This is a genomic window from Mongoliibacter sp. (assembly GCF_007692705.1).
Taxonomy (GTDB): Bacteria; Bacteroidota; Bacteroidia; order Cytophagales; family Cyclobacteriaceae; genus Mongoliibacter.
Genome location: NZ_REBN01000108.1, coordinates 14,983 through 27,982, shown reverse-complemented (window position 1 = coordinate 27,982; position 13,000 = coordinate 14,983). Strand labels below are relative to the sequence as shown.

9 protein-coding genes are annotated in these 13,000 nt (G+C 39.5%); 5 read left to right on the top strand and 4 right to left on the bottom strand.

Annotation, left to right across the window (positions count from 1 at the left end; translation table 11 throughout):
* A partial coding sequence (locus EA341_RS04575) for an OmpA family protein (RefSeq protein WP_293011738.1) occupies positions 1-590 on the top strand: 590 nt, incomplete at its 5' end.
* A gap of 254 nt (positions 591-844) precedes the next feature.
* Here the strand turns inward: EA341_RS04575 and EA341_RS04570 are convergent.
* The gene (locus EA341_RS04570; RefSeq protein WP_293011736.1) at positions 845-2,125 is read right to left on the bottom strand and encodes a peptidoglycan DD-metalloendopeptidase family protein; all 1,281 of its coding nucleotides are present in this window, start codon (positions 2,123-2,125) and stop codon (positions 845-847) included.
* A 312-nt stretch (positions 2,126-2,437) separates the two neighbouring features.
* On the opposite strand from EA341_RS04570, the gene aspS reads away from it, so the two are divergent.
* From aspS to EA341_RS04550, 4 genes are all read left to right on the top strand, one after another.
* Complete coding sequence (gene aspS / locus EA341_RS04565) at positions 2,438-4,192, top strand: aspartate--tRNA ligase (RefSeq protein ID WP_293011734.1); 1,755 nt, start codon at positions 2,438-2,440, stop codon at positions 4,190-4,192.
* Between the two features lie 189 nt (positions 4,193-4,381).
* Complete coding sequence (locus EA341_RS04560; protein ID WP_293011732.1) at positions 4,382-7,240, top strand: outer membrane beta-barrel protein; 2,859 nt, start codon at positions 4,382-4,384, stop codon at positions 7,238-7,240.
* A gap of 242 nt (positions 7,241-7,482) precedes the next feature.
* Positions 7,483-8,568 (top strand): aminotransferase class I/II-fold pyridoxal phosphate-dependent enzyme, encoded by a 1,086-nt coding sequence (locus EA341_RS04555; protein WP_293011730.1) that lies wholly within the window; start codon positions 7,483-7,485, stop codon positions 8,566-8,568.
* Positions 8,569-8,587: 19 nt separating this feature from the next.
* Entirely contained in the window at positions 8,588-9,835 is a 1,248-nt protein-coding gene (locus EA341_RS04550; RefSeq protein WP_293011729.1) for a serine hydrolase, read from the top strand.
* A gap of 36 nt (positions 9,836-9,871) precedes the next feature.
* On the opposite strand, the gene EA341_RS04545 is transcribed toward EA341_RS04550, so the two are convergent.
* From EA341_RS04545 to EA341_RS04535, 3 genes are all read right to left on the bottom strand, one after another.
* On the bottom strand, positions 9,872-10,612 hold the full coding sequence (locus EA341_RS04545; protein WP_293011728.1) for a 1-(5-phosphoribosyl)-5-[(5-phosphoribosylamino)methylideneamino] imidazole-4-carboxamide isomerase: 741 nt from the start codon (positions 10,610-10,612) through the stop codon (positions 9,872-9,874).
* Between the two features lie 177 nt (positions 10,613-10,789).
* Positions 10,790-11,824 carry a YCF48-related protein gene (locus tag EA341_RS04540; protein WP_293011727.1) on the bottom strand — a complete coding sequence of 345 codons (1,035 nt, stop codon included), beginning with the start codon at positions 11,822-11,824 and terminating at the stop codon, positions 10,790-10,792.
* Positions 11,825-12,071: 247 nt separating this feature from the next.
* Positions 12,072-12,992: a TIM barrel protein gene (locus tag EA341_RS04535; RefSeq protein WP_293011725.1), complete on the bottom strand. Its 921-nt coding sequence runs from the start codon at positions 12,990-12,992 to the stop codon at positions 12,072-12,074.
* Positions 12,993-13,000: the final 8 nt, after the last annotated feature.

Genomic DNA, 13,000 nt, shown 5'->3' with positions numbered 1-13,000 from the left:
CCAGATATAACGTAGATCATGAGCGGATCAGATTGGAATGGTATGGAGAGGAAAATCTGGTCAACAAATGTGCTGATGGGATAAACTGTCCTGAATTCAATCATCAGCTTAACCGAAGGTCTGAGTTGGTATTGGAAGCCTTTTCCAACACAGCGCTAGCATATGAATTACCTGAAGAATTTGTTTCCAATGAAAAGGACTTGTGTGAAGAACTGGATTTTTTCGAGGTTTTGCAAAAGGAACTCAAGGAAGTCCCTACCGTTTATTTTGATTTTGATAAAAGCAGTATCAGGAAAATCCACCAAAAAGACCTAGAGCGTATTGCTGCCATGATGAAGAGAATGCCTAGACTCATGCTATCCATTGAAGGTCATACTGATCAGAGAGGCAGTGAAGACTACAATAAAAGCCTTAGTGAAAGAAGGGCCAATGCGGTTGGGCAATATTTGCTGGAAAGGAGTATTGAGACTGAAAGGGTTCAATCCAATTGGTTTGGAAAAACTAAACCAGTTCACGATTGTGATTTAGAGGATTGCACTGAAGACATGCATCAGTTGAACAGAAGAACTGAATTGATCCTGAGAAAATAAACTTCAATTGAGAATGCCACTCCTTAACTGAGTAGAAAATTACTGAACCACTACCTGTCCCATAATCGGGAAAAGAATATAAAGCCTTTGATGGAAGAGGGTGTGGTTATTCGCTTCTTCGCCAGCACCTTCAATAGACCGCATAGGAATAAGTTGCAAAACTTTTTAAAACTTATAGGTATCCTCATCTTTTATTTCCTCGTGTCACCTGTTGTTCAAAAAAAAAACCTCCGTTGAGGAGGCTTTTGATCTTATTATTTTTCTGCGAGAAGAGGTTCTTTTTTATCTGTTATTTCTATGGAGGCGATTTGATTGATTTTCTCAAGTTTTACCTTTTCGAAAGCTTCCCAGTTTTGTTTTGAAATAGGATCTGATGGCGGTAGCTTTTCAGCCAACCAATCTACCTGCTTTCCATTTTTCCAAAACCTGAAGCAAAGGTGCGGGCCTGTAGCCAAGCCTGTGCTTCCGACAAAACCGATTACCTGTCCTTGCTTGACCCTTGCGCCAGGCTTCATGCCTGAAGCAATTTTAGACATGTGCAGGTATTGTGTGGTGTAGGTGTCGTTGTGCTTGATTTTGACAAAATTGCCATTGGCACTTGTATAACGGGCTTCTACCACTGTGCCATCTCCAACAGTTCTGATTTCAGTGCCGGTTGCGGCAGCATAATCTGTTCCTAAATGTGGTTTATATCTTTTCTGTACAGGGTGAAATCTCCTCGGATTATATTTTGAGCTGATTCTAGTGTATTTTACAGGATCTCTTAAAAATGATTTTTTAAAGCTATGGCCTTCCTGATCAAAGAAATTTACTTCGCCATTTTGCTCAAAAGGGATCGCATGGTATTCTTGACCCTTATGTTGAAAGTATGCTGCTTCGATATCTGTAACACCTACTACATTGCCATCCACTACCTTTTCTTTGTAGGCTACTTTAAAGATATCTCCTTTTTGAAGTCCTTGAAAATTGACATACCAACCAAAAAGATCCGCAAATTGATCTATCAGGTCATTGGTAATATCAAGCTCGCCCATATTAGAGGATAAATTATTGGAAATTACACCACCCTTTTCTACATGTCGCAATTCTATTGGTTTCTCTTCTTTATAAATTTCTCCATCGTCCAATCTAAAAACCACATATTCTGAAGCATTTGGTTCATAGATGAAAAACTGGGCTTGCGAAGAGTCTATTGGGGTGAGTACGGTAAATTTTTTGTTAAAGGCAATCTTTCTGACATCAAAAATATCCTTGGATTTTTTCGCTATCTGATCGATGATTTCATAAGGAACGTTGAATGGACTCAGGATGGAAGAAAGGGTCTGGTTTTTCCCAACAACCCCCTCAGTAATCTGTAGGCCGTTGATTGCTATGCCGTAAAGCAGATTTTCCTCCTCGATTATTTCTTCTTCCTCTTCAATATCAAAATCCTCAGCTACTATTTCCTGAGCATTTGATTTTCTGTTTTCTACAATAAAATAACCTCCGATTAAGGCGACCACCAAGGCACTGATGCCTATCCACTTTTTTACCATTATAATTCTTGAAGTTTTAATTTTGAGCCAATGACACCAAAGAAATTTAAATTCCGGTCAAATTGCAACTTTTGAAAGGCTTATCTTCGAATTTTAACATTTATCCACATAATTTACTAACGGTACTTTTGGATTTTTATGTTTAGGTATACAATGATTTTTCAACAAAAATTGATAATTGATGAGCCGTATTTACCAATCACTTAATTTTTTTGCTGAAAATTGAAGTTTGAGGCCATTCTTTTAAGGCTGCTTAGCAATGTCTGCAAGGTTTGTTTATCTTTGTCCACTTTAAAAAATACCATCAAAATCATGCAAAGAACTCATACTTGCGGACAGTTAAGGATAGAAGACATCAATGAAGAAGTGACTTTGGCCGGTTGGGTGCAAAGGGTGAGAAATAAAGGAGGGCTTGTCTGGGTAGACCTCAGGGACAGGTATGGTGTAACACAGTTGATTTTTGAAGAAGAATCTTCTGCTCCCGAATTATTGGAAAAAGCAGTTTCCTTGGGCAGAGAGTTCGTCGTGCAGGCTTCAGGCACTGTGATTGAGCGTACTTCCAAAAATGATAAGATCCCTACTGGGCACATAGAAGTTAAAGTTACAAACCTTGAAATACTTAATTCTGCCAAGGTGCCTCCTTTCATTATAGAAGATGAAACAGATGGTGGAGATGAGTTGAGAATGAAGTACAGGTACCTGGATTTACGGAGAAATGTAGTCAGGGAAAAGCTACAACTCCGTCACCGGATGATGCAGGAAACCCGGAAATATATGGATGCCGAAGATTTCATCGAAGTGGAAACTCCAGTATTGATTAAATCTACACCAGAAGGTGCTAGGGACTTTGTAGTACCAAGCCGCGTGAATCCTGGAGAATTTTATGCTTTGCCACAATCTCCACAGACCTTCAAGCAGTTGCTCATGGTCAGCGGTTTCGATCGTTATTTTCAAATTGTTAAATGTTTTAGGGATGAGGATTTGAGAGCAGACCGTCAACCTGAATTTACCCAAATTGACTGTGAAATGTCATTTGTGGATCAGGAAGATATCTTGAATACTTTTGAGGGCTTGGTTAGACATCTTTTCTCAAACGTGAAAGGAGTTGAATTAGAGGAAGTACAAAGGATGACTTTTGCTGATGCAATGAAGTTTTATGGAAATGACAAGCCTGACCTTCGTTTCGATATGAAATTCTCAGAGCTTAATGAACTGGCTCAAAATAAAGGGTTTGCCATTTTTGATCAGGCAGAACTGGTGCTTGGAATCTGTGCAAAAGGTGCGGCAGAATACACTAGGAAGCAGCTGGACGAATTGACAAATTGGGTGAAAAGACCTCAGATCGGAGCCAAAGGATTGGTTTATGTCAAATGTAATGCAGATGGTACTTTCAAATCTTCGGTAGATAAATTCTACAATCAGGAAGATCTCAAATCCTGGGCAGAAACCATGGGTGCAGAAGCAGGTGACCTACTATTGGTGCTGAGTGGTGAAGAAAAGGCTACCAGAAAGCAAATGTCAGAATTGAGGTTAAAAATGGGTGAAGACCTTGGACTAAGGGACAGGAATATTTTCAAGCCCCTTTGGGTGGTGGATTTCCCATTATTGGAATGGGATGAAGAAACGCAGCGATATCATGCCATGCACCATCCATTTACTTCGCCTAAAAAAGAAGATATATCATTGTTGGAAACAGACCCTGGATCAGTTAGGGCAAATGCCTATGACTTGGTCATCAACGGAGTAGAAATTGGAGGCGGTTCTATAAGAATCCATGATAGACCAACCCAGCAGCTGATGTTCAAACACCTTGGATTCTCAGATGAAGAGGCTCAAAAACAGTTTGGATTCCTGATGGAGGCTTTTGAATATGGAGCACCTCCACACGGAGGAATCGCATTTGGCTTTGACAGGTTCTGTGCAATTTTTGGAGGTTCAGATTCCATCAGAGACTATATTGCTTTCCCTAAAAACAATTCCGGAAGGGACGTAATGATCGATTCACCAAGTACCATTGCAGAGGAGCAATTGACAGAATTATCCATCAAAGTCAATTTGAAAGGGTAATCCCTATTATTTTCGAAATGTAAGCCAACAGGAAAAATATTCTTGTTGGCTTTTTCATTTCTATCTCTCTTAAAAACAGGTTTTTGACCTTTTGCCCCCGAAAAACCCCTTTTAAAATTTAGGCTTAAATCCATTAAACTTTTAGCTACTCCCCAAAGTCTAAGATTGGATTTAATTAAGCTATTATATATGCGTACAATTTTACTTATTGGAATTTTTATAGCTTCTATGCTTTTTACTTCTTGGGAGGCTACAGCGCAAAGAGGGGACTTGATACTGAAAGGTAAAGTGGTAGAAAGTGGCAGCAATGAACCTATGATAGGGGCCAATGTTTTGGTGAAAACTGTAACTGACTCACTTTTGGTCTCCACTGTTACTGGAGTCAGCGGGACTTTCGAAATCAGACGCCCTGATATTCCGGATGTCAAACTGGAAATCATTTATTTGGGGTATCAGAAAATAGTTAGGAATCATAGCATCAACGAAAGACTTGATCTTGGAACCCTATTATTGATTGAAGATAGTAAATTACTCGGAGAAGTTATTATTGAAGGACAGATACCTGTAGGGGAGGTAAAAGGAGATACTACCTCTTTCAACGCGAATGCTTTTAAGACCCGTGAGAATGCAGACGCAGAGGATTTGGTCAGGAAAATTCCCGGTGTTACTATACAAAACGGAGAGATTCAGGCTAAAGGTGAGCAGGTTCAAAAAGTATTGGTAGACGGTAGGGAGTTTTTTGGCAATGATCCATTTTTGGCATTAAGAAACCTGCCTGCAGATGTCATTGACAGGGTTGAAATACTAGACCAGAGATCAGATCAGTCCAGGTTGACAGGCTTCGATGATGGCAATTACTCCCGAACAATCAACATAGTGACCAGGCAGGATAAAAGAAGTGGTCAATTTGGTAGGCTATACGCTGGCGGAGGGACTGAAAACCGATATTCGGCAGGAGGAAATTTTAATCTTTTCAAAGGGGATAAGCGGATTTCTATCATTGGACTATTCAACAACATCAACCAACAAAACTTCTCTTCACAAGACCTGGTAGGTGTTACTGGCGGTCAAGGTGGAGGACCCGGTGGACGTGGCGGCGGTGGTGGAAGGCCCGGAGGTGGTGGTAACAATAACTTTCTAGTTGGTCAAGACCAAGGAATCATCACTACCAATAGCTTAGGATTGAACTACAGTGATAAAATAGGTGGAAAAATGAACTTGACAGCCTCCTATTTTTTCAACTCTACCAATAACAATGTATTTAGGCTAACCAATAGGGAATTGATCTTATCAGAACAAAACAGACAGTTTTATGATGAAACGCTGATCAATACTGTCAGGAACAACAACCACAGGGTCAATAGTAGAATTGAATATGATATTGATGATAAAAATGCAATCATCGTTACTCCTTCAATTAATTTTCAAAACAACAATACTTTCTTGGATAGGGATGGAATTAACTTCTCAGGTTTAATGAACCCCCTTAGTAGTACCAGGACCATTTCGGATGCAGGTACAGAAGGTTACAACATTTCAAACAACTTTGTCTATCGCTACAAATTGGATAAGCCAGGAAGAACAGTATCCACTACTGTATTCACTGCATGGAATAAAAGGGATCAATTGTCTGATTTGATCGCTGCAAACAGAGACTTTATCAGAGACATCCGTGATACGTTGGATCAGGAAACCATCGGCTTGTCTGATGGCTTCAATTATAGGGCTACAGTCCAATTTACAGAGCCAGTCAATGACAAATCATTGTTGACATTGTCTTATCAGGTAGGAAACAACAAAACTTCAGCGGACCAACAGACTTTCGCACTGGTACCGGAATTGGGTATGATGATTTTGGATACCGCCTTGAGTAACGTATTTGACAATAAATTTATCGTGCAGAGACCAAGTGCAGGTTACAGTTACAATTATAAGAACTGGAATGTGAATGCCAACTTAGACTACCAATATGCAGTTCAGGACAATGAAAGTTTCTTCCCGATGGAGCAGACTTTCAATAGGTCTTTCAGCAACCTCCTCCCAGGCATGAATGCATCCTACCGCAATAGGGAAAAAGGGACTTCCTTCCGGATGAGGTATAGAACCAATACCCAAGAACCTAGCGTCAATCAATTGCAAAACGTAATCAATAACCAAAATCAATTGCAGTTATCTGTAGGTAATCCTGATTTGGGACAGGCTTACAGTCATACTGTATTCACCAATTTTTCAAAAATCAACTTGGAGAAGTCTCGTACCTTCTTCTCTTTCCTCTTTCTCTCGGTGACTGAAAACTTTATAGGGAACAGTACTTTCGTAGCTCAAACCGATACACTTATCAATGGAGATGTACTTCTGAGGCCAGGTGCACAGATCAGCAGACCGGAAAATCTCTCAGGTCAGTTTAGGTCCAGGCTATTCATAACCTACGGCTCACCAATTAAGAAACTCAAGTCTCAATTCAATATGAATTCCAGTGTGTCAATGAACAGAACCCCGGGATTTATCAATGGGCAGAAAAATTTCAATGACAACCTTGACCTTAGTCAAGGGGTCACCCTTACCAGCAATATCAGCAAAGACTTGGACTTTACCCTTTCCACGACCGGTACATATACCATTGTAAATAGTAGCCTTCAGTCCAATCTCAGCAATAATTTCTATATCCAAAACTCCAATATCAGGTTTTATTACAGTCCCAACAATGGAAAGCTTTTTGTATCCAATGTAGTAAACAACTCTTTATACAGAGGACTTTCAGCAGAACTTGACCAATCTGTGTGGTTATGGAATATAGAAGCGGGATACAGGTTCTTAAAAGACAATAAAGGCGAAGTGAAACTTAGCATTTTTGATCTTCTAAATCAGAATAACGCTATTGGTAGAACGGTAAACGATGTAACTATCGAGGATACATTTACAAGGGTATTGACAAGATATGGGTTAATCTCATTTACCTATATCATCGGAAATTTCAAAAGGCAGGAAGCTCAAGAGGGTCCCCAGGGAGGAAGGCCTTGGCGAGGAGGTGGAGGTAGGACATGGTGATTTTTGAATAGCCCCAAAGAAATGAGGCTATTTTTTTTTAGAACAAGCCAAACCAAAATACTATTTCAAAGTTTAATCACCACTTAATTCTAAGAAATTTAGATTCTTAGACATGAAAATGGATTAATTTTAGTCATGATACGATTTTATTGAGGGTTTCTTTGGAAATTTCAAAATGAATGAATTAATTAAGGGGTACAAATACCTATATTTGTATCAGCCTATCACCCAACCAGTTCCAAATGAGTTTATTTCACCTACAAACCAAAATTGGTCGTCACATTCTACGAGACAATAAAGAATATTTATATTTCAGCGGTACCGATTACCTAGGTATGGCTGCTGCTAAAGAATACGAGGATCTTGTAATCAGAGGAATCAAAAACCTTGGGCTCAATCATGGACTCAGCAGAATCAATAACGTTCGTTTGAATATCTTTGACCAATTTGAAAATTATTTTGCTGAAAAAGCGGGAGCAGACAAAGCCTTGGTGTGGAGTAGTGGGTATTTAGCAGGTTATGGTACGGTAAATTACCTACTTGACCACACAGATTACATTTTCATTGCTCCAGATACACATCCTGCTATACTTCCTGAGGAACTTAGCCCTGAACCGAATCAGTCTTTTGAAGAGTGGACTACCCATGTCAAGGAATTGTGTGAAACCTTAAAAGCGCAGCGTATTCTGATTCTGGCAAATGCGGTAGATCCTCTCAAGCCTTCTATACATGATTTTAGTTGGATAGGCCATCTACCAAGAAAGCATCAATATACCTTCTTGGTTGACGATAGCCATGCTTTTGGTGTCATCGGTGAGGATATTTACGGAACATATAACCGCTGGAAATTTTTACCGGTAGAGTTGTTGGTTTCAGGTTCCTTAGGGAAAGGACTTGGTATTCCTGCCGGAATTACTTTAGGCCCAGTTCAACAACTGATTGGAATTTTGAACCGGAAAATTTTCAGGTCAGCATCTCCGCCACCTCAGGCTTATTTATGGGCATTTTTACAAGCTCAGGATTTGTATAAGGAGCAATTCCAAAAATTACAGAAAAATAAAGTTTACTTTAACTCAGCTATCAATCAAATTTCAGGTTTTGAAAAAGATTTAGGGTTCCCTGTTTATACTTTCACCAACAGAAAATGGGTCGGTCAACTGGAAGAAGAAGGTATAATTATCAGCTCGTTTCCTTATCCTGAGCCTACAGACCCCTGGATTAATAGGATTGTACTTTCGGCCCATCACGAACAAGAGGATCTGGAAAAGCTCTATACGATTTTGGAAAAAATACAGGGACAGGTTTTAAATTCAAAAGTTTTGACCTAATTCCAAATACATACCATTTATGAGATCTATAAACATTCAGTTAATTGTAATTTTTTCAATTTTAATCATCTTTTCAAGCTGCAAACAAGAAGAGAATCAACCTTTCAAAAATATTCCTGACCAATATCCTATTCTTAATGATGTTTTGAATAATGCGTCAAAGTATCAAGTTCAAATTCTTTTTACTCAAATTGACAGGAATGAAAACAACGATCCCATTTTTGAGACTTTTGAATTCAATGTAGATGACCAAGTTTATTTTTACCCAGCTTCGACTGTAAAACTTCCTGTAGCTGTTTTGGCGATGGAATGGCTCGCGGAACAGGAAGTCCGAGGACTTTCAAAAGAAAGCATGATGGTAACAGATTCCATTAGACCATCCCAAACAGCTGCTTATACCGACAGTACAGCTGCCAACCTGATGCCAAGCATTGGACATTATATCAAAAAAATCCTTTTGGTTAGCGACAATGATGCCTATAACAGGCTCTATGAATTATTGGGACAAGACTACATCAACCAAAAGCTGAAAGAAAAGGGACTCAATAATACTGTGATCAACCACCGCCTAAGTATGCCCATGAGCCCGGAAGAGAACAGGCATTTCAATCCTATCAGGTTTTTGGACTTTGATGGGCAGGTCATAATGGAAATACCTGCAAGAGTTACAGAAAAAGTTTATGCTGTGGACGGAAGTCCAACGATAGGCAAAGCATATTTAAGTGGAGGGGAGTTGGTAGAAGAACCCATGGACTTCACGAACAAAAATAAATATGCATTGACGGATTTTCACAATACCGTATTTAGGTTGGTATTTCCTGAAAAATTTCTGGCTACAGAAAGATTCAAAATTTCTGAGGAAGACCGTCAGTTTATCCTGAAATATATGTCTATGTTGCCGGGGGAGAGTGATTTTCCCAAATATGAATTACCGGAATACTACGACAGCTACTCCAAGTTTTTCAAATTTGGAACGGAAAAAGAACCAATACCCTCCCAGTTTAGAATCTTCAATAAAACAGGAATGGCCTATGGACACCTACTGGATGGTTCCTATTTTGTTGACTTCGAAAATGGAGTTGAGTTTTTTGTTTCGGCAGTGATTTATGTCAATGAAAATCAAACCCTCAATGACAACCTATATGAGTTTGATGAGGTTGCATTCCCCTTTTATGCCGAACTTGGAGAATATCTGTATCAAATGGAGTTGAAAAGAGTCAAAAAAGACAAACCTAAGCTCAACGAATTTAAAATGACTTATCCCTAAAAAAATAAAGCCAGCTCTCAAAGCTGGCTTTCATTATTATTGACCGTATTCTGCCATAAAATTATCAAGATCTTTGAGGGTAATGATACCTTCAAAAAATGCCCGCCCGAATACCACAGACGTTACACCGATGTCCTTTAATCTTTTGAAATCATCAATATTCCTTACACCACCACTGGCTGCAAGCCTGATAGCAGGGAATTTTTCAACTATTTTTTTATACATGTCAAAGTTAGGCCCTTCCATTACTCCATCTCTAGTGACATCAGAGCATTTCAAATATTTGAGGCCTCTTTCATAGAAGAATTCAATATGATCAAATAAGTCTATTTCTGTTTTTTTCAACCAACCACGCACTTTGATCTTGTTGTCTGCCGGATTGGTATCAGCAGCCATGAAGATCTTTTCCCTTCCATATGACATGATCCATTGAGAGAAACGCTCTGGATAAGTAGCTGCTACCGAAGCTGCAGTGATGGCATGTGCTCCATTTTCCAATGCTTTCAGCACATCTCCGTCAGTAGAAATACCACCGGTAAAGTCTACTTTGAGGTTTGTGTAACCTGCGATAAGTTCAAGAATTTGGTAATTTTTTGGTTCACCTCTTCTAGCTCCATCTAAATCTACTAAGTGAAGCCAACGGATGCCATGGTCTTCAAAAGCTTGGGCAATTTCGACGGGATTGTTGGAAATAACCTCTTGCGTAGCGAAATCCCCTCTTTTGAGACGTACGCATTTTCCGTCAATGAGCCATATGGATGGAATGATATCAAACATTTCCTTTAGATTTTTGTGATTTTGAGTTGAACAAACGGACGACAATATAACTAAAATAATAAATCTGCTATTGTCGGGATAATAAATATAATATAAGAAAGGTGCATTTGATAATGCTGCGGGGAATACTTTGAGAAATTTGTAAATTCAAAAATAAAAATCTTCGTAAAATGTATGTTAATAATCCAGCTTTGCAATCCTGCCATTGCTGCCTGAAGCCCAGATACTGCTCTGTGCTTTGTCGCGAAAAACAGCATGAAAACCCTCCTCCGAAAATTTCATCCAGTTCATCCCTCCGTCATTTGAAAAATCAGTACCACTTGGTCCAACAGCAATCAACCAATGATGTAAAGGGAAATAGGTGACACCAGAACGATAACCTACCGGAAGATTTCCTTCAATCAAACTCCAGCTCAGCCCGCCGTCTGTTGAAATAATTGCATTTTTGTCGGCTTTGTTTTCCTCCAAATAATCCCCACCGACAGCTACCAAAACTTGATCACTGACTTTGGTAAATGAAAATATACCTTGCGAAGGTTCACCTTGTAAAATTGGAGTTGGTATTTCCTCCCAATGCATCCCATCATCAGCTGAATAATAAATATTACTGCTCAATCCTCCGGAGGCAAACCAGATTCGGCTATCGTCCCGGAGAATTGTTGAACCACTCGCCGCAAAAGAACCATCGCCTTCTTTCGCCTTGGGAGCCCTTTCACTCACTTTCCAGCTTTCCCCTAAATCACTAGTGGTTAATATCCTCCAAGAGCTCCCTACTGGATCGCCAATAAGTACGCCTTTTTTCCTCTGGAAAAACATTCCATCAAAAAAATCTTCCTCGCTTCCCTCGAACTTCTTCTCCCAAGTATTCCCTCCGTCAGAGGTTTTGAATATCAATGCAGGCTGACCTGAGGACATGACTATGGCTGTAGAAGCGTCTATTCCTTCTATATCCCTGAAATCTACAGAGTCCAGGCCATTGATAGTACCGTATTCCCAGTTTTTCCCTCCATCCAGCGTCTTTATCCAAGTTCCTTTGGAACCGCTAGCCCAAACTAGATTTTCGGTAACAGGCGAAAGCCCTCTTAAGGAAACATCAACTGGTGTTTCAAATATCGTCCAGCCTTTTGGTTTTTCTAATATATTCTTTTTTCTGTTTTCACTGCAGGAAAACAAAAGCAACATAATAAGTGACCAAAGGACTGGGTTTTTCATTTGAGTATAATTTAAATGTATCTACGCAAATACATCACTAATAAGTTATACAATGCTTTATTAGCATAAATATATTCATGGATAAATTATCTCAATTTTTCGAGATTAGCTTGAAATCATAAGTTATTTCTATAAAATAGATTCTACTGATATGATTGTGAATTCTATTTCTGAAAAAGGAACCCTCTTTCAGTATATCTTTTAAGCCCCCCTTCTACGAAATTAAGCATTAGCCATAGGTTCCAATTCAGGATTTAAAGCTATCTGCTTTTCGGTAAGCTGCTATAAGGGCTTTTTCACCTTCTACACCCGGTAAGGCGTTCCCATGCTCCATCCCTAATATTCCAGTAAAACCTTTTGAATCAATATATTCAAATACCTTTTGATAATTGATTTCTCCCGTACCAGGTTCTTTCCGTCCGGGGTTATCGCCTATCTGTATATAGGCGATTTCGTCCCAGCACTTTTCCATATTTGAAATCAGGTTGCCCTCATTCTTTTGCATATGATAAATGTCATAGAGAATTTTACAGGAAGGACTTCCTACGGCTTTACAAATCGCATAAGTCTGATCTGAATGGCGAAGAAATAATTCAGGTGTATCACTTAAGGGTTCCAAAACCATGGTAAGTCCATGAGGTTCAAAAATCTCCGCACCACGTTTCAAAGCTTCAATTACATTTCCTGTCTGAATACCTATGGGCAGATTTCTTTCAAAAAACCCGGGCACCACTGTAGCCCATTTGGCATTGACCCTTTTGGCAGCCTCTACAGAATCACGGCATGTTTTGAGAAAAGTATCTACAAACTCTTTCTTGCCTGAGGTCAAGGAAACCTTCCAATTATCTCCTCCATCTACCACAAAAACTCCCATACGCATTCCCAGCTTTTCAAGGTTTTCCCCGATTTTCTCTTGTACATCTGTAGGCCTTCCCAGTAATCCATTGTCCTCAAGCGAGCGAAAACCCTGATCGTACATGAACTTTAGCTGGTCTATCAAATCTTCACCTGCATGTCCTTTAAACATTCCAAAGTGTGGCGCATAATCCAGGTTAAAGGTATCCTCGTATTCATTCGCTTTTGCAAAAGCCGAGATACTGGAACCGCCTGCCAAAGAGGCAACGGCTCCGCTCAGACTTAAATTTTTAATGAAGTTTCTTCTTTTCATCCGTTTTT